The organism is Ensifer sp. Root1252 (assembly GCF_001425885.1).
Lineage (GTDB): Bacteria > Pseudomonadota > Alphaproteobacteria > Rhizobiales > Rhizobiaceae > Ensifer > Ensifer canadensis.
In genome coordinates this window covers 1-17,223 of sequence record NZ_LMDT01000001.1, presented here as the reverse complement: position 1 = coordinate 17,223, position 17,223 = coordinate 1, and the positions used below count along the sequence as shown (strand labels likewise).

11 protein-coding genes, 2 pseudogenes and 1 riboswitch are annotated in these 17,223 nt (G+C 61.8%); of the genes and pseudogenes, 8 read left to right on the top strand and 5 right to left on the bottom strand.

What is annotated here, in order from left to right:
- Nucleotides 1-222 precede the first annotated feature (222 nt).
- On the top strand, nt 223-2,673 hold the full coding sequence (locus ASD02_RS00065; protein WP_057221878.1) for a DUF1217 domain-containing protein: 2,451 nt from the start codon (nt 223-225) through the stop codon (nt 2,671-2,673).
- 9 nt (nt 2,674-2,682) lie between these two features.
- Here the strand turns inward: ASD02_RS00065 and ASD02_RS00060 are convergent, their stop codons facing one another.
- The 3 genes from ASD02_RS00060 to ASD02_RS00050 form a co-directional block, all read right to left on the bottom strand.
- Complete coding sequence (locus tag ASD02_RS00060) at nt 2,683-4,116, bottom strand: FAD-binding oxidoreductase (RefSeq protein ID WP_057221879.1); 1,434 nt, start codon at nt 4,114-4,116, stop codon at nt 2,683-2,685.
- A 152-nt stretch (nt 4,117-4,268) separates the two neighbouring features.
- Nucleotides 4,269-5,243, bottom strand: a complete 975-nt coding sequence (locus tag ASD02_RS00055; protein WP_025426133.1) for an L-threonylcarbamoyladenylate synthase — start codon at nt 5,241-5,243, stop codon at nt 4,269-4,271.
- A gap of 86 nt (nt 5,244-5,329) precedes the next feature.
- Nucleotides 5,330-5,929 carry a DUF6656 family protein gene (locus ASD02_RS00050; protein WP_025426134.1) on the bottom strand — a complete coding sequence of 200 codons (600 nt, stop codon included), beginning with the start codon at nt 5,927-5,929 and terminating at the stop codon, nt 5,330-5,332.
- A 316-nt stretch (nt 5,930-6,245) separates the two neighbouring features.
- Nucleotides 6,246-6,448, top strand: a riboswitch (cobalamin riboswitch).
- A 102-nt stretch (nt 6,449-6,550) separates the two neighbouring features.
- Between ASD02_RS00050 and ASD02_RS00045 the strand changes: the two genes are divergently transcribed.
- Together ASD02_RS00045 and ASD02_RS00040 are read left to right on the top strand one after the other, a co-directional pair.
- Nucleotides 6,551-7,795 carry an aromatic ring-hydroxylating dioxygenase subunit alpha gene (locus tag ASD02_RS00045; protein WP_025426135.1) on the top strand — a complete coding sequence of 415 codons (1,245 nt, stop codon included), beginning with the start codon at nt 6,551-6,553 and terminating at the stop codon, nt 7,793-7,795.
- 1 nt (nt 7,796) lies between these two features.
- On the top strand, nt 7,797-8,891 hold the full coding sequence (locus ASD02_RS00040; protein ID WP_057212461.1) for a hybrid-cluster NAD(P)-dependent oxidoreductase: 1,095 nt from the start codon (nt 7,797-7,799) through the stop codon (nt 8,889-8,891).
- Between the two features lie 47 nt (nt 8,892-8,938).
- Here the strand turns inward: ASD02_RS00040 and ASD02_RS00035 are convergent, their stop codons facing one another.
- Nucleotides 8,939-10,006 carry a GH25 family lysozyme gene (locus tag ASD02_RS00035; RefSeq protein ID WP_057211590.1) on the bottom strand — a complete coding sequence of 356 codons (1,068 nt, stop codon included), beginning with the start codon at nt 10,004-10,006 and terminating at the stop codon, nt 8,939-8,941.
- Between the two features lie 410 nt (nt 10,007-10,416).
- Here ASD02_RS00035 and ASD02_RS00030 point away from each other — a divergent pair, with 410 nt between their 5' ends.
- Entirely contained in the window at nt 10,417-10,848 is a 432-nt protein-coding gene (locus tag ASD02_RS00030; RefSeq protein ID WP_025426138.1) for a BA14K family protein, read from the top strand.
- A 63-nt stretch (nt 10,849-10,911) separates the two neighbouring features.
- Here ASD02_RS00030 and ASD02_RS00025 read toward each other — a convergent pair whose 3' ends face one another.
- Nucleotides 10,912-11,901: a transporter gene (locus ASD02_RS00025; protein WP_025426139.1), complete on the bottom strand. Its 990-nt coding sequence runs from the start codon at nt 11,899-11,901 to the stop codon at nt 10,912-10,914.
- 197 nt (nt 11,902-12,098) lie between these two features.
- Between ASD02_RS00025 and ASD02_RS00020 the strand changes: the two genes are divergently transcribed.
- From ASD02_RS00020 to mcpU, 4 genes and pseudogenes are all read left to right on the top strand, one after another.
- Nucleotides 12,099-13,880: an acyl-CoA dehydrogenase gene (locus tag ASD02_RS00020; RefSeq protein WP_025426140.1), complete on the top strand. Its 1,782-nt coding sequence runs from the start codon at nt 12,099-12,101 to the stop codon at nt 13,878-13,880.
- A gap of 11 nt (nt 13,881-13,891) precedes the next feature.
- The gene (locus ASD02_RS00015; protein WP_025426141.1) at nt 13,892-14,644 is read left to right on the top strand and encodes a crotonase/enoyl-CoA hydratase family protein; all 753 of its coding nucleotides are present in this window, start codon (nt 13,892-13,894) and stop codon (nt 14,642-14,644) included.
- Between the two features lie 361 nt (nt 14,645-15,005).
- Nucleotides 15,006-16,194 (top strand): annotated as a pseudogene (locus ASD02_RS00010) (cache domain-containing protein); the annotation flags it as partial.
- A gap of 1 nt (nt 16,195) precedes the next feature.
- Nucleotides 16,196-17,223: pseudogene (gene mcpU, locus ASD02_RS00005) on the top strand (methyl-accepting chemotaxis protein McpU); the annotation flags it as partial.

Below are 17,223 nucleotides of genomic sequence, written 5' to 3'. Positions count from 1 at the left end.
AAAAATCGCGGTTAAGAAAACTTTGCGTTTTTCGATGGTTAGCAAAAGCCGAGCAGCCAAGGTTTCCGTTTCGTCAACGCGGTGGCTCGCATTCTTGGCAATGGCCTGGTCGCGGCCGGCGAAAAGCCACACACAAGCCTGTCGTGCAATCATGCCGTGTCAGAATTCTGTTTCGGGGGATTGGTGTGACCCGCCCCTGGGTTAAGCGACGGGGCAGCAGGCATGGTTTCGACCTATCTCAATTACAGCCGGATCACGAGCGACTTGAGGACCAGCCTCGATCGTGTTGCCGACCGGCCGCTGGTCGCGCGCGAAGCGCAGTACTACAAGGAAAATATCGGCAACGTGAAAACGGTCGACGATTTCCTCGACGATTACCGGCTCTATTCCTACGCCATGAAGGCACACGGTCTCGAAGACATGACCTATGCCAAGGCCTTCATGCGCAAGGTGCTTGAAAGCGATCTGAAGGATACGGACAGTTTTGCCAACCGCCTCACGGACGAACGCTATCGCAACTTTGCCGAAGCGTTCAGCTTCAGCACATCGTCAGCCGCGGCACAGACGACGGCGCAACAGGATGCACTGATCGGTCTCTATAATGAACGGGTCGCCAATCTCGACACTGTTCTCAAAGGAGACAACGCCTATTTCAACGCAGCTATGGATCTCGTCACCAACGTCGATCAGTTCCTCGGAAATGAACGTTTGCGTTCCTATGCCTTCGGCATCTTTGGCATCGATGCGCGCAACTACTCCTATGATCAGGTCAGATACGCGTTGACCGCCGAGCCGGCGGATCTTGCCAATTCCCAGACCACGGCGCAGACCCGGCTTACCGAAGCCACGAAGACGCTGACTGACTTTGACACGCGGGCAACTGCGATGAAGGACATCGCGACGCTGACGGCACAGCTTGCAGAGGCGCCAGCGGCGGACAAGCCTGGGATCCAGGCGCAGATCGACGCCAAGAACGCCATCGTCGCCGATCTCAACACCAAGCTGCCGCCGGTCGGTAACGAGTCGACCGCATTGATGAATCAACTTTCGACCGAAGTGAACATGCTGAATAGGCAGATCAGCATGCTCGATGCCTACAGGCAATTGAACGGCGCCTTCAACTTCGAAGCCGATGGTAGCGTGGCCGCGGGCAGCAAGGCGATCACCGACGAAAAGAAGAAGATGCTGAATGAGGCCTATATCTTCAGCAGCCCTCGGCTGACGCCATCGGGAGCCATCCTTAACCGGGATTATTTCGAGCAGAAGATCGGTTCGATCACGACCGTTGCGGAGCTTGTGGCCGACCCGCGCATCGCGGACTACGTCAGAACGGCTTTCGGCTTGCCCACCACCACCGTGAGCGCGACGATCGAGAACATTCTCACCAGCGACATCAACGACCCGAACAGCTACGTCAACAAGTTTGGCGGTGAATACAACAAGGCCTACAAGGCCCTGCATGCCGCGTTCAATTTCCAGCCCGACGGGACGCTGCCGGCAGGCGCCAAGGCACAGACCGCCGAACAGACCAATACCACCACCAGCGGCTATATGGTCCACTACAACGACGCGGACGATGCAGAGGACGAGGGCAAGATCAGCCGCTACAAGCTGCTGATCAAGACCATGAGCAACGTCGATAGTCTCGTTGGCAACAGCGAATTGCGGTCCTTCGTACTCAGCGCCTTTGGCCTCGAAAACGAAGACCTGACACCGCGCAAGCTGAAGCAGATTCTGACCAGTGATCTCAACAATCCGACGAGCTACGCCAACTCCTTGCGTGATGAACGCTATATCAAGCTGGTGAAAGCGTTTAATTTCAACGCGGACGGTACGCTTGGCTCACCCAAGCTGGCGCAGAACGAGGCCGACATCGTCAATACTGCCAAGGCCTACATCGTCGAGAAATCGCGCTTCGGCACGGAGGACGAAAAGAAGACCGCCAAGGCGAAGGCGGAAGGGGAAAGCAAGTACTACACGACGCAGATTCAGAAGATCGAGACGCTTGACGATTTCCTCAAGGACAAGCGCCTCGTCGATATCGTGCTGATCGGCGCCGGCATTGACCCGGAGGGTGTCAAAACCGACTACCTCAAGCAGATGTTCACCTCCGACCTCAACGATCGCAAGAGCTTCATCAACACCGATCTGAACGGCTTGAAGTATCGCGAGATCGTTTCCGCCTTCAATTTCGACAAGGACGGAAAGATAGTTACAGGCGAAGCCGGGCAGATACAGACGCGGCGTGGGCTCACTATGACGTTCGACCTCTACCTCAACCAGACGCTTGAGGAGAGCGAGGGCGAGGACAATGCCGGTGTTCGGCTGGCGCTTTATTTCAAGCGCAAGGCGCCGGAAATCACCACACCCTACGACCTGCTCGCCGACAACGCACTGATGCAGGTTGTTCGGACCGCCTACAGCATGCCCGAGGGCCTCGCGAGCGCCAAGATCGAGATGCAGGCCGCTTACATCGAGCGCCTCATGGATATCAAGGACCTTCAGGATCCCGAGGAACTCGAAAAGCTGCTGAAGCGTTTTACCGCGCTTTATGACGTCGAGAACAACACCGACGTCAATCCGGGGCTTGCCATCCTGACGGGCGGCAGCGGCGGCGGCATCAGTGCCGACGCATTGTTCTCGCTTGCACAGCTGAGAGCCGGCGGCCGGTAAAAAGCGTCGTCAGTCTGCCCGCAACACCTTGTCAGGGTTCATGATGCCCGCCGGGTCGAACGCGTGCTTGATGCGGCGCATCAACTCGATTTCGATCTCGGGGCGGACCTCGGCGAGCTCGTCGCGCTTCAACTGCCCGATGCCGTGTTCGGCCGAGATCGAGCCGTTGTACTTCAGCACGATGCCATGAACGATGGCGTTCATTTCCCGCCAACGGTCGAGGAATGCCTGTTTGTCGGCGCCGAGGGGCTGCGAGATGTTGTAGTGAATGTTGCCATCGCCCATATGGCCGAATGAGCAGATGCGTGCGCCCGGCATCGCCTGCATGACGGCCGTATCGGCCTCCTTCATGAAGGCGGGGATGCTCGATACGGGGACGGAAACGTCGTGCTTGATCGAGCCGCCTTCCGGCTTCTGCGCTGGCGACATGCTTTCGCGCATGTGCCACAGCGCCTTGCGCTGTTCTTCGCTGGTCGCAATCACTGCGTTCTCGACCAGGTCGGCGACGATGCCCTGCTCCAGCAGTTCGTGCACCATGCGTTCGGCACTCTCGGCGGAATCGGAGGTGGAAATGTCGATGAGTACATACCACGGGTGAACGGTTTCCATCGGGTCGCGCACGCCTGGAATATGCTTTGTCGTGAACTCGACGCCGAGGCGCGGCATCAGTTCGAAGCCGGTGAGCGCAGTGCCGCAGAGGCTCGAGGCCTTGTCGAAGAGGGCCAGCGCATGTTCGACGCTGCCGACGCCGGCAAAGGCCACCTGATGGCCAAGGGGCTTCGGAAACATCCTGAGCACCGCGCCGGTGATCACGCCGAGCGTACCTTCGGCGCCGATGAACAGGTCGCGCAGGTCGTAGCCGGTATTGTCTTTCTTCAGCCGGCGCAGCCCGTCCCAGATCTCGCCGGTCGGCAGAACCACTTCGAGGCCGAGGCAAAGCTGGCGCATGTTGCCATAGGCTAACACTGCGGTGCCGCCGGCATTGGTCGAGAGGTTGCCGCCGATGCGGGCCGAGCCTTCCGACCCGAGCGACAGCGGAAACAGTCGATCGTTATCATCGGCCGCCTTCTGGATATCGGCAAGGATGCAGCCGGCGTCGGCAACGATGACATTGCCGACGGGGTCGATGTCGCGAATCCGGTTCAGCCTCTGCAGCGACAGGACGATATCGGCCTTGCCCTCGCGCGGGATCTGACCCGCCACATGGCCGGTGTTACCGCCTTGCGGAACGATTGCCGTTCGGGTCGCGCTTGCAAGCTTCATGATGCGCGACACCTCCTCGACCGAACCGGGGCGAAGCACCATCGGGGTGGTGCCATTGTAGAGCCCGCGGGATTCGATGAGGTAGGGCGCGAGGTCCGCCGGGTTCGTCAAGGCATTGGCGCTGCCGACGATGTCGATGAAGGAGGCGATCAGTTCGGGAGAGGGGAGCGTCGTCGTCATGGCCCTGCCTTCGCAAATGCGCCCGACGGCGCTACTGCATAATTCCTTAAATCGGAATCGAATTAAGGACAAAATTATGCAGCGGGTTTAGAGCGTTACAGCGTCCTTTGCGCGTCATATTTGACGCACGGCGCTGTAAAAGTGCCTGTCGGTCAGTCTCTGGGGGCGGCAGCACGCTGCAGCCGGTCGAGGATCGCCTCTCCCAACCCTTCCGAAGGGATGGGGCCGAAGGCGATGGTTGCGGAGCCGCTGGCATCCGCCCTCTTCATATAGTCGAAAAGATTGGCAGCTGCCTCGCGCAGGCTGCCTGCCGGGCTGAGGTCGAGTACGATCGCGGCGTGCTCTTCGCCGGGGAGCGACGCATTGCCGAACCGGATCAGCGCTTCTCCCGGACGCACGTCGGCGGCGTCGAGCCGGACAGCTGCGCCCGGCGCGTAGTGCGAGGCGAGCATGCCCGGGGCCTCGATAGTCGCTCCGGCGCTCTGCGGCCTCGAGACGGTAAGGCCGGTCAGCCTTTCGATTTCGAAGACGTCGAGACCGCCCGGACGCAGCAGGCGCAGCGCGCCGTCCTCGACCTTGATGATCGTCGATTCAAGCCCGATCTCCGCAGAGCCGGCGTCGAGAATGAGCTTGAGGCGCGGCCCGAGATCGGCTTCCACATGGGCAGCGCTTGTGGGACTGATCTTGCCCGACGTATTGGCGCTCGGTGCGGCGAGCGGGCGGCCGAAGCGGGCAATCACCCGACGTGAAAAGCCATCAGGCATGCGGATGCCGAGCGTGTCGAGGCCGGCCGAGGCAAGCGCGTGCACGGTGCTTGTTGTGCGCTGGGGCAGGATCAACGTCAGCGGGCCGGGCCAGAACGCTTCGGCCAGGCGCCGCGACAACGAATCGAATGTCACATGGGCTTCAGCCATCGCCATGTCTGACACATGCGATATCAGTGGGTTGAAGCGTGGACGCCCCTTCATCTCATAAATACGGCTGATCGCATCGGGATTGGTGGCGTCCGCTGCCAGGCCGTAGACCGTCTCGGTCGGAATCGCGACGGGCTCGCCTTCGGCAAGCACCGCACAGGCACGCTCGATCGCCCGTTCCGGCTCGGTCCGTGTATCGATGATTTCGGCCATGTCGCTTCCGTTTCCCTTTCCGAGGCTTCCTTAAAGGAGCCACGGTGAAAACAGAACGATTTTCTTCAGGCAACCGGGTCTGCGCTTCAGAGGCTGCGAATGATGCGCTTCAATGCCTCGTCGCGCGCGCCGAGCATCAGCACGTTCTTGAGCGCGACTTTCGGGTCGTCGGTACGAAAGAGCAGCCCGTTGTCGCGAACGCTGCGATTGATGGTCATCTGCCCCTCTGGCGCATCGGGCTCGATGGCAACGGCGAAGTACATTCGGGAATAGCCGGTCTGGATGCGTTCGAAGAAGTGTTTCTCGTCGCCGAGGTCACAGAAGAAGTTGGCGAAATAGAACGACCAGGTGACGTCCTTGGACGGGGCGAGATGTGTTCTCGCCGCCGTGACATGGCAATAGCCGAGATGCGGCCGACCGGTGAGCGTGCGGTGGAAGATCATCTTGGGAAACTGGATCGAGGTATGGAAGCCGTTCATCCGCTTGTGCGTCGTTTCGCCGGCGGTCGTCAGCTTGTGGGCGGTGCGCTCGGCAACCTCGTCATAGCTCAGATAACGCCGCTCGCGCTGCGACCATTGACGCCTTTCTATGCGGCCGGTGCGCAGGAACTCGGTGTGGACCGCTGTCTTCGGAGCGATCGTTGGCAGCTTCTCGGCTGCGGCGTCGTAGTATTTGAGCTTTGCCATGAACTTCAATGCGCTGTTTGCCGGTTCGGCCGGTTTCTCCGTCAGGCGACGCTAATGCATTATGGTTAATGGAAGATTTCACTCGCGTCGGTGGGCCTTGCCCCGCGTCACGGGAAGACATGTCGCAAAATGGCGAAGGATCCGCGCTTTCTCGCAAGCCTTGCCGGAAAAAGCGACAATTGCTCAATCCTTGAGCTATCCTATTGTTTACAATGAAAAATGATCAATCACAGGGCGTTTGGTGCGCTTGATGTGCTGTGTCGTCTTTCTGGAATCGGATGTCGTTAATCGGCAGCTACGACGATGGCTTCCGCGATTAGATATGCCTACTCAAGGTGCTGTCTTTTAGGGAAGGCGGAGAATTGGGAAGCCGGTCAAAACCCGGCGCTGCCCCCGCAACGGTGGTGGAGCGAAAGCCACGGCACAAAGCCACTGGACGGTTCCGTCCGGGAAGGCGCCGGGCTGGTCCTTGCGGACGGCTCCTGAGCCCGGAAACCAGCCTTGACGCGAACAGACCGTAACGGGTTGCGGCGGGCAGCCGGATCGGAGCCGTCATCGCACAGGCAATGCGCCCGTGCGGGTTCCAGTCCTGCCTCTCCGAAACGCGAACGAGGACAGGACATGGACATCAAGGGCGATATGCTCCGCAAGCTGAAGGGTCGACGCGACGGCTACAGCCTCGACCGGGCCTTCTACATCGACCCCGACTACTACAGGCAGGATCTCGAAAGCATCTGGTACAAGGACTGGTTGTTCATCGGCCACGACTGCGAGATCCCGCGTGCCGGTAACTATTTCACCGTCCAGGTCGGCGATTATCCTGTCATTATCGTTCGCGACCGACAGGGCACGATCCGCGCCCTGCACAATTCCTGCCGTCATCGCGGTTCTCGCGTCTGCGCGCAGCACAAGGGCTCTTCGGCCAAGCTCGTCTGTCCCTATCACCAATGGACCTATGAGCTCGACGGCGCGCTGCTCTTTGCCCGCCAGATGGGCGAGGATTTCGACAAGGCGGCCCACGGCCTGAAGCCGATCCACTGCGAGACCGTCGGCGGTTACATCTTCATCAACCTGTCCGAGCAGCCGATGGATTTCGGCCCGTTCCGCGACATGGTCGCGCCCTATCTTGCGCCGCACCGCCTGGGTGAAACCAAGGTCGCCTTCGAAAGCACGATCATCGAAAAGGGCAACTGGAAACTCGTCTGGGAAAACAACCGGGAGTGCTACCATTGTGCCGCCAACCACCCCGAACTTTGCCGCACCTATCCCGAAGCGCCGACGGCGACCGGTGTGCAGGGCGCCAAGGATGATCCCGTCATTGCCGCGCATTGGGCGAAATGCGAAGCAGCCGGACTGCCGAGCGAGTTCCGGATGTCCGAGACCGGCCAGTTCCGCTCGGCGCGCATGCCGTTGATCGACGACGCCGAGAGCTACACCATGTCCGGCGCCCGCGCCGTGCGGCGGCAACTGTCGGCAGACGTTAGCCAGAAGCATATCGGCACGCTCCTGCTCTTCCATTATCCCTCGACCTGGAACCATGTGCTGGCCGACCACGCCATCACCTTCCGCGTCCTGCCGCTCGGCCCGGAGCTGACGCAGGTGACGACCAAGTGGCTGGTCAACAAGGACGCGGTTGAAGGCGTCGACTACAATCTCGAGCAACTGACGCATGTCTGGACCGAGACCAACGATCAGGACCGCCAGATCGTCGAGGAGAACGCCTTTGGTATTCGCTCGCCGGCCTACCAGTCAGGCCCCTATTCGCCCGAACACGAAGGCGGCGTGATGCAGTTCGTCGAGTGGTATTGCAAGTTCATGGAACAGCGCCTGCAGGGCGAGGCTGCTCCGCTTTCCCGGGTCGCCTGACATGCAGATGGCATCCTCGTTCCATCATTTCGACGAGCTTCATGTCTGGATCGACAGGCAGAACATGCTCGAATGCACATCGGCCGTGATCGAGACCGCCGATGTGATGACCTTTACCTTCCGGGCGGAAAAGCCGGCCTGGTTCCGCTATCTGCCTGGGCAGTTCGTCACGCTCGAGCTGCCGGTCGCCGACGAGCCGGTCATGCGCACCTACACGCTGTCGTCGACGCCCTCCCGGCCGTTGTCGATCGCCGTCACCGTCAAGGCGCAAGCCGATAGCATCGGCACGCGCTGGATGTTCGATCACCTGAAGCCCGGCATGCGGCTGAAGGCGTTCGGTCCGCTCGGCGATTTCAGCTTCGTGCGCCATCCCGGCGAAAAATATCTCTTCATATCGGCAGGCTCCGGCGTCACGCCGATGATGTCGATGACGCGCTGGATGGCGGACTGCGTTCCCGAGACCGACGTCACCTTCATTTCCTGCGCCCGCCGGCCAGACGACCTTCTGTTCCGCTCGGAACTGGAAGTGCTGGCGCGCCAGATGTCCGGGCTAAACCTCGGCTTCGTGGTCGAGGGGCATGAGTCAAGGCACGGATGGCACGGGCTGCGCGGCCGCATCGACGGCGCCAAGCTGCCGCTGCTTGCACCCGACTTCATGGAGCGCACAGTGTTTTGCTGCGGTCCGGAGCCGTTCATGCGCGGCGTGCGCGAGTTGCTGAAGGCGGCCGGTTTCGACATGAGCCGCTATCACGAGGAAAGCTTCCAGCCGGCGGCAGCACCGGCAGCCGAGGAGATAGCAGTCAGGGCAGGGGCGGCAGCCGACGCCGAAGCGCAAGGCGCCAAGGTGGTCTTCACCATGAGCGGCAAGGAGATCGAGGCCAAGCCCGGCCAGACGATCCTGCAGGCGGCGCGGGCCAACGGCGTCAGGATCGGTGCGGCCTGTGAAGGCGGCATCTGCGGTACGTGCCGGGTGATGAAAGTCGCCGGCGAGGTCGAGATGAACCACAACGGAGGTATTCTCGACGACGAAATCGATGAGGGCTACATCCTCGCCTGCTGCTCGCGGCCGCTTGGAGATGTACAGATCGAAGCCTGACAATGCTTGATGGTCGCGGGGAGCGTGTTCTTTCCGCGACCGACCCGTCAGCGGCTGGCCGCGGCCGCCAGCCGCACGGCGCGGTCGTGCCGACCGAAATCGATCGACCCGGTCGCCATCATGTCGACGCCTTCGCCGGCGGCGCTGGCAGCTTCGGCGCGGCTGATAAGCAACGGCTGGCTTTCGATTTTCGCCGTCGCCTGGGCAGCGCTGGCGGCGCCGACCCCGTCGTCGGCTCTGGCAATGAGAACGAGCGGCAGTGCCTTTTCCGGCAACAGGGCGCCGCCGGCCCAGATCGGTCGCAAGGTGGCGCTGCTCATAGCCGCGACATTGACGTCGATGTCGTCAAGTGTACCGGGCACACGATAGGGACAGCGGCGTTTGCCGCAATTGATCCCTGACGAGAATTGCCACAGCGCATAGCTGTCCCAGTTGCCGATCGGAAACACATTGCGGATATCCGGCTTGTAGCGGGCATACCACAGGGGTAGTCGCGACAGCAGTCGGTGCTTCGCGCGGTTGGCCGCGATGTATTTGGCCGTGACATGATTGGTGTAGAGCATCGGGTAGCGGCCGGTGCGGGTCTTGATATGTCCGGCAAAGATCGCCGCGTCTTCGAGCGACATGAATTTGTCCGGGTCGATGCCTTCGAGATCGAGCACCATCAACTCGTCGTCGCGCGGGCTCGCATAATCGAGAAAATGGTTGGCCTGATCGACCGGGTTGCCGGGGCGGGCAAGATGATAGGCGCCCCACAGCAGCCCATGGGAGCGGGCGATCATCCGCCGTGTCTGGTAGAGCTCGCGGCTGACGGCGTATTTGCGCCACATCGTCTTGCAGTGGGCGACAGTGTCGCCGCCATGATCGCCGGTGCAGGAGAAGCTTTCCGGCAGGCCGTCGGAGGCCTTGGCGATGAAGCCGGAGATACGCTTGTCGGAAAGCATTGTCTCCCAGTCGATGCTGTTCATTTCATAAGCGTCGACGATGATGGCGTTGGACTTCGACTTCCAGGGCTCCAGTTCGCCGGCGCGTGCGTTCACCGCCGCGAAAGCCAGACCCAGGAGGGTCGCGAGGCGCAGAATCATCCGTAAGGTGGAGATATACCGCTTTGCCATTCAGTGAGATTGCCGACTCTACAGTTAATTGATCGTAAATCCCAGTCCCCGAGCCGACTGTGCTTGAGACGGTGGCGAATGTATAGAGACTTATGGCTGTATATCAGAGGGTGCTTCTATTGCTGTCGCTGTCCCTTGTCGGTCCGATATCTGCAGCTCCATGTGTACTGTCACAGGCGTGAAGCCAGTCTCTTTCGCCGTCCGTCGAGGCGGCAGGCGAGTCAACTTTGTATGCCGGAACATGGAACAAAACCCGTCACTTAGACGTTAGCCGGCGACCGTTTTCGATCGGACCGTAATCAGGATACGTATCGACACGCGGCTGAAATCGCGCAAACTGGCGGTTGTGAAGGTGGCTCGCTGGCGTCGGAAGCGGCGCAAGTGCTCGTATGGAGAGTTATATGAGAACAATGACAGGCAAGTGGTTCGCCGCAGCGATTGCTGCCGCGGTCTTGATGACTTCGGCTGTGCCGTCCCAGGCTTTCATGCCGGCTCCGCTGCGTGTTGAACGGCAGAGTGATGCCACCGAGGTCCAGTATCACCGCCCCGGCTACGAACGGCGCGGCGGATATTATTATTACAATGGCTATCGCGGCTATAACTATCGCCGTCCGGGCTATCGTTATTATAATGGCTGGTGGTACCCGATGGCGGCCTTCGGCGCCGGCGTGATCATCGGCGGAGCCGTTGCCCAGCCGCCGCGCTACACGCGGCCTGCGCCTGCCTATGGCAGCCGCCATGTGCAATGGTGCTACGACCGCTACCGCTCCTACCGGGCCTACGACAACACCTACCAGCCCTACGGCGCGGCGCGCCGGCAGTGCTACTCGCCCAATAGCTAAGAGGGCAAGGAAGAGACAGCAAAAAGGCCGGGCATTGTCCGGCCTTTTCTGATGCCGGCAAGGTCAGAGAATGCCGATCCGCCTGAGGATCCACCACGCAAGGCCCATGGAAAGCGCGATGAACAGCGCGGCATACAGCGTGCCGCTGCCATCGGCGAAGGGAAGGGCGCCGGTGTTCATGCCGAAGAAACCGGTGACCAGCGTCGGCGGCAATAGGAAGGCTGTCATCAGCGACAGAATATAGAGGTGCCGGTTGGTTTCGGAGGAAATCTTGCTGTCGATCTCTTCGTGCAGCAATCGGGCGCGCTCCTGGAGTGCGAAGACGTCGCGATCCACGGCCTCGAGCCGATCGTAGAGGCGCTCGGTGACGTCGATGAAACCGGGCGGCACCTCGTCTTCGTCCGACGCGCCGGCGCGGCGAAGGAGAGCAAGGATCGTGCGCAGGTGCCGGTGAAGGCGAACCACGGTGCGGCGCAATGGCGCCAGGCCCGGCTGCTGCCGGTGACCGGCTTCGCCATAGACGTGATCTTCGATGACATTCAGCTCTTCGGTCAGTTCGAGCACCAGCGAGATCAGCGTGCGCTGGAATTCGACCACCAGCATCTCGAAGAGGTCGATCGGCCGCGCGCATTTGGTGCTCTTTTCGACTGCGGCCTTTACCCGGTCGATGCTGCGCAGCGGGTGCAGCCGCGTCGTGATGATCACCCTGTCGCTGACGGCAAAATGCAGCCAGCCGATCGTCTTCGTCACCGCATCGAAAGTGCGCTCGAAATCGACCAGCGTTCCGTGCACGATATCGTCGGAGACAGTGATGGCCGCCTGGGTGTCGTGGCTGGTCAGCGTCGTTACGGCTGCCGGCGGCAGGTTGCCGATCCGCTCGATGAGCGCCGGCGTTCGCGCGTCCGAAAGCGCCAGATGCAGCCAGACCCAGCCGTCGCCCTTGATGAGACCGTCGATCGAGGCATCGTTGGCGATGCGCTGGCATCGGCTTTCGCCAGGCAGGAAGCGGTAGGCCCAGACCAGGCCGGGTATCTCGGGGGAAATCAGGTTCATTTGAACGCCTTGGCGAGGGCCATCGTTACTGGCTTCTATGCGCCGTTGATGACAGTTTTGTTACGATGCCGTCCGCACCGGCAACCATCACAACGCGGGCTGAATTGACGTTGACGTTTACGTAAAAATCAATAGTGTTCGGCCAAACGAAGATGCGCCGGCAGCTGCGAAAGCGCCCGGTATCTGGGAGGATCATCATGTACAAGGCACCCGTTGACGAGATTGCATTCACGCTGAAGCACGTGGCCGGAATGGCCGGGGCGCTGGAAAGCGGCGCTCTCGGCGACCTCGGCGAGGATCTCGTGGATGCGATCCTGTCGGAGGCAGGACGTTTCGCGACCGAGGAAGTGGCGCCGCTCGGCGACGTCGGCGACAAGCAGGGTTCCCGTCTCGTCGATGGCAAGGTTCAGACGCCTGACGGTTGGCGCGATCTCTATCACAGCTGGATCGGCGGCGGCTGGAATGGGTTGACGGCTCCGGAAGAATTCGGCGGCCAGAACCTGCCGCATATGCTGCATGTCGCGGCCATGGAAATGTGGAACGCCGGTTCGATGGCATTTGCGCTCGGGCCCACGCTTACCATGGGCGCCGTCGACGCGCTGGAGAAGCATGGCTCCGAGGCTCTGAAGGCAACCTACCTGCCGAAGATGGTATCCGGCGAATGGACCGGCACCATGAACCTGACGGAGCCGCATGCCGGCTCCGATCTTGGCGTTCTCAAGACCCGGGCCGAACGTCGCGACGACGGCACCTATCGCATTTTCGGCCAGAAGATCTTCATCACCTGGGGCGAACACGATTTCACCGACAACATCGTCCACCTCGTCCTGGCGCGGCTGCCGGATGCGCCTGCAGGCACCAAGGGCATTTCGCTGTTCCTCGTGCCGAAGTTCCTGGTGAACGCCGACGGTTCGCTCGGCGAGCGCAACGATCTGTTCTGCCATTCGCTCGAGCACAAGCTCGGTATCCACGGTTCGCCGACCTGCACGATGATCTATGGCGACGGCAAGTTCGGCGCAGAGAAAGGCGCGATCGGCTACCTCATCGGCGAAGAAAACCGCGGCCTTGCCTGCATGTTCACGATGATGAACAACGCCCGTCTTGCCGTCGGCATGCAGGGCGTCGCGATTGCCGACGCCGCCACCCAGAAGGCAATCGCCTTTGCCAAGGAACGCACGCAGGGCAAGGCGCCCGGCTGGTCCGGCCAGGGCATGAGCCCGATCATCGAGCACCCGGATGTTGCCCGCATGCTGCTGACGATGAAGGCCCTGACACAAGGGTCGCGCGCCATCGCCTATGCCTGTGCGCATGCGGTGGACATGGGCCATGCGGCAGACGGCGACAAGGCGAAGTTCTGGCAGGAGCGCTCCAGCCTGCTGACGCCGATCGCCAAGTCGTTTGCGACCGATGCCGGCGTCGACGTTGCCTCGCTTGGCATCCAGGTTCATGGCGGCATGGGCTTCATCGAGGAGACCGGTGCCGCTCGTTACCTGCGCGATGCCCGCATCGCCCCGATTTACGAGGGCACCAACGGCATTCAGGCGATCGATCTCGTCACGCGCAAACTGCCGCTTTCGGGCGGCGAACACGTCCGTGGCTTCATTGCCGAATTGCGCGAGATAGGTGGCGCGGTCCGCGCCTCCAACCGTGAGGGATTCGGCGAAACTGCGGCGCGACTAGATGCTGCGCTCGACGATCTCTCCGAGGCGACGGAATGGCTGATTGCTGCTGTTTCGGCCGGTAAACTCTCCGAGGCACTGGCAGGAGCCACGGCCTGTCAGCGCCTGTTCGGTCTCGCCTTGACCGGCGCCTACCTCGCCAAGGGCGGTCTGGCCGAAGCGTCTGACGGTAAGGACGAGCAACGCATCGCGCTCAGTCGGTTCGCCGCGGAAAACATGCTGGCGGAAACCTCCGCCTTGAAGGATCGTGTCGTTACCGGTGCCGACAGCCTTGCTGCCGCGCGCGCCGTCTTGGGTTGAGGGGAAATATCATGACCGACCAGGTGCTTGTCGAACGTCCGGAAGCCTATCCGGGCGTGCAGGTCATCCGCTTCAACCGGCCGGAAAAGAAGAACGCCATCACGCGCGACATGTACGCGAAGATGACCAATGCGCTGACGGTTGCCGGCAGCGATCCGGCCGTTCGCGTGACCGCGTTCCTCGGCACCGAAGGCTGCTTTTCCGCCGGCAACGACATGGCCGACTTTCTGGCGTTTGCCATGGGCGGCAGCATGGGCACCGAGGTCATCGATTTTCTGAAGGCGCTCGCGGGTGCGGCCAAGCCGGTCGTCTCCGGTGTCGACGGGCTTGCCATCGGCATTGGCACGACGATCCACCTGCATTGTGATCTGACCATCACTTCCGCCCGCTCGGTGTTTAAGACGCCCTTCGTCGATCTGGCCCTGGTGCCGGAAGCGGCGTCGAGCCTGATTGCGCCGCGCATCATGGGGCATCAGCGTGCCTTCGCTCTGCTTGCCGCCGGCGAACCCTTGGAAGCGCGCGACGCGCTCGAAGCCGGACTGATCTGGAAGATCGTCGGCCAGGATGCCGTCGAGGAAGAGACGCTTTCGCTCGCCGCCCGCCTTGCCAAGAAGCCGCCGGAGGCGCTGCGCATCGCCCGTGATCTCGTCCGCGGTGACCGCAGTGATGTGCTCACGCGTATCGACGAAGAGGCGAAGCACTTCGCAGCGCAGCTGAAAAGCGCCGAGGCAAGGGCTGCTTTCGAGGCCTTCATGCGTCGCTAGGACGTTTTCCCGGCATCCCTTTCGGTGCCGGACAAGCAAAGTCGGGGCGGTCCTTTAACCGTCCCTGTGTGAAGATCGCGTTGCCGCCGGCATCCCGAACTTGCATATGACAATTTTAATCGCTTCTTAAATAGCGATCGCTAGCGTGCGGCGCGATAGGCCTACCCTCACCAGGGTGGCCCCGGCCGCATGAGGCATGGCTGGCCCCGCCTTTTTGGCATGTTCAACGTTTTCCCGAGGCTTGACCAACCGCCACTCCGGCGGCTGAGCGATGCTGCGCGTGAAAATCATCGAGAGCTCATGTCCGGCGAAGCACGCCGGCCCCTGTTAGGAGCCCATCTTGTCCAAGCGATCGAACCTCATGACGCGCATTCTCGTCGCCGCGTCCGGTGTCGTTGTTACCGCCTTTGCCGGCTTTTCCGTCTATATCGACACGCTTCAGTACGACACAACCACCAAGGCGGTCGAAGAAAACATCTCGTCCTCCGGCGTCCAGGCCGCACAGAGCGTCGCCAAGTGGCTCAACGGTCGCGTCACGTTGACGGCGATGGTGGCCGACGCCGCCGGTCGGACGACCGATGACAACGGCGTCCAGCCGATCCTCAAGAACGACGTGCTGACCAACGAGTTCATCTCGACCTATGTCGGCAACGAGAGCGGCAAGTTCATCACCTGGCCGGACAATCCGATGCCGGCGGGCTACGATCCGCGCCAGCGCCCGTGGTATCAGCAGGCCGTCAAAGCCGACGCGCGTGTTCTCACCGAGCCCTATGTCGACGCCTCGACCGGCGACCTCATCATCAGCGCTGCCGTTCCGGTCAAGCGCGACGGCAAGCTTTACGGCGTCACCGGCAGCGACTTCTCACTGGAAACGCTGGTCTCGATGGTCAAGGGCATCGACGTCGGCGGCGAAGGCTTCGCCTTCCTCGCCAGCAAGGACGGCCAGATCCTCGTTCACCCGGATTCCAAGCTCGTCACCAAGACGCTTGCCGACGCCTTCCCGATCGACACCCCGACGATCAGCTCCGGCATCATGAACACCGAACTCGATGGCAAGCCGATGATCGTCAGCTTCGTACCGGTTCAGGGCCTGCCCTCGGTCGAATGGTATGTCGGCTTCGTCATCGACGCCGATGTCGCCTATTCCGCGATCGACCAGTTCCGCATTGCCGCAACCGTCGCGACCATTCTCGCCGTCGGCGTCATGCTCGTCTTCCTCGCAACCTTCCTCAACCGCCTTGTCATCCGCCCCGTCACCGACATGACCGGCGCGATGGAGAAGCTTGCCGCCGGCAATCTCAACGTCGAAATCCCCGGCGAAGATCGCCGCGACCAGATCGGCTCGATGGCCGCCGCAGTCGCCGTCTTCCGTTCCAATGCGGTCGAGCGTGCCCGCCTCGAAGACGAGGCCGACGCCAACCGTTCACTGTCGGAGCGCGAGCGCCTGGAACGCCAGGCTCGCGATGCCCGTGATGCTGCCGAAGTGCAGCAGGCCGTCGATGGCCTGGCAAGCGGTCGCTCAAGATTTCGAACCGGCCGAGCAATGAGGGNCTCGAAGACGAGGCCGACGCCAACCGTTCACTGTCGGAGCGCGAGCGCCTGGAACGCCAGGCTCGCGATGCCCGTGATGCTGCCGAAGTGCAGCAGGCCGTCGATGGCCTGGCAAGCGGTCTCGGCCGCCTGGCCGACGGCGATCTCGCCTACCGCATCGACAATCCGTTTGCCGATCGTCTCGATCGTCTGCGCGCCGACTTCAACAACTCGGTCGCCAAGCTGCACGACACGCTCTGCGCCGTTGGTGCCAATGCCCGCGGCATCGACGCCGGTGCGACGGAAATCCGTTCGGCCGCCGACGATCTGGCCCGCCGCACCGAGCAGCAGGCAGCCTCGGTCGAAGAGACGGCAGCTGCGCTTGAAGAGATCACCACCACGGTCAAGGATTCTGCCCGCCGGGCGGAGGAAGTCGGCGTGCTGGTCGCCCGCACCCGGGCCGGTGCCGAAAAGTCCGGCGAGGTCGTTGCCAACGCCGTCGAGGCGATGCATGCGATCGAAAAATCGTCGGGCGAAATCTCCAACATCATCGGCGTCATCGACGACATCGCCTTCCAGACCAACCTGCTGGCGCTGAATGCCGGCGTCGAGGCGGCCCGTGCCGGTGATGCCGGCAAGGGCTTTGCCGTCGTTGCCCARGAAGTGCGTGAACTGGCACAGCGTTCGGCCAATGCCGCCAAGGAGATCAAGGCGCTGATCACCACCTCGGGCAACCAGGTGCGCAGCGGCGTGACGCTGGTCGGCGACACCGGCAAGGCGCTGGAGACGATCGTTGCCGAAGTGCAGGAGATCAACAAGCATGTGAGCGCGATCGTCACGGCGACGCGCGAACAGTCGACCGGCCTTCAGGAGATCAACACGGCAGTCAACACCATGGACCAGGGCACGCAGCAGAACGCGGCAATGGTGGAAGAGCAGACGGCGGCAAGCCATGGCCTGGCTTCGGAAGCCGCTTCGCTCAATGCGCTTCTGGCCCAGTTCAACCTCGGCAATACCCAGAGCGCCTATGCGCCGGCAGCTATGCCGCG

Excerpts from the sequence above, each read along its gene's own strand:
- ASD02_RS00065 (WP_057221878.1), top strand. The coding sequence starts at position 223 with ATGGTTTCGACCTATCTCAATTACAGCCGGATCACGAGCGACTTGAGG.
- ASD02_RS00060 (WP_057221879.1), bottom strand. The coding sequence starts at position 4,116 with ATGACGACGACGCTCCCCTCTCCCGAACTGATCGCCTCCTTCATCGAC.
- ASD02_RS00055 (WP_025426133.1), bottom strand. The coding sequence starts at position 5,243 with ATGGCCGAAATCATCGATACACGGACCGAGCCGGAACGGGCGATCGAG.
- ASD02_RS00050 (WP_025426134.1), bottom strand. The coding sequence starts at position 5,929 with ATGGCAAAGCTCAAATACTACGACGCCGCAGCCGAGAAGCTGCCAACG.
- ASD02_RS00045 (WP_025426135.1), top strand. The coding sequence starts at position 6,551 with ATGGACATCAAGGGCGATATGCTCCGCAAGCTGAAGGGTCGACGCGAC.
- ASD02_RS00040 (WP_057212461.1), top strand. The coding sequence starts at position 7,797 with ATGCAGATGGCATCCTCGTTCCATCATTTCGACGAGCTTCATGTCTGG.
- ASD02_RS00035 (WP_057211590.1), bottom strand. The coding sequence starts at position 10,006 with ATGGCAAAGCGGTATATCTCCACCTTACGGATGATTCTGCGCCTCGCG.
- ASD02_RS00030 (WP_025426138.1), top strand. The coding sequence starts at position 10,417 with ATGACAGGCAAGTGGTTCGCCGCAGCGATTGCTGCCGCGGTCTTGATG.
- ASD02_RS00025 (WP_025426139.1), bottom strand. The coding sequence starts at position 11,901 with ATGAACCTGATTTCCCCCGAGATACCCGGCCTGGTCTGGGCCTACCGC.
- ASD02_RS00020 (WP_025426140.1), top strand. The coding sequence starts at position 12,099 with ATGTACAAGGCACCCGTTGACGAGATTGCATTCACGCTGAAGCACGTG.
- ASD02_RS00015 (WP_025426141.1), top strand. The coding sequence starts at position 13,892 with ATGACCGACCAGGTGCTTGTCGAACGTCCGGAAGCCTATCCGGGCGTG.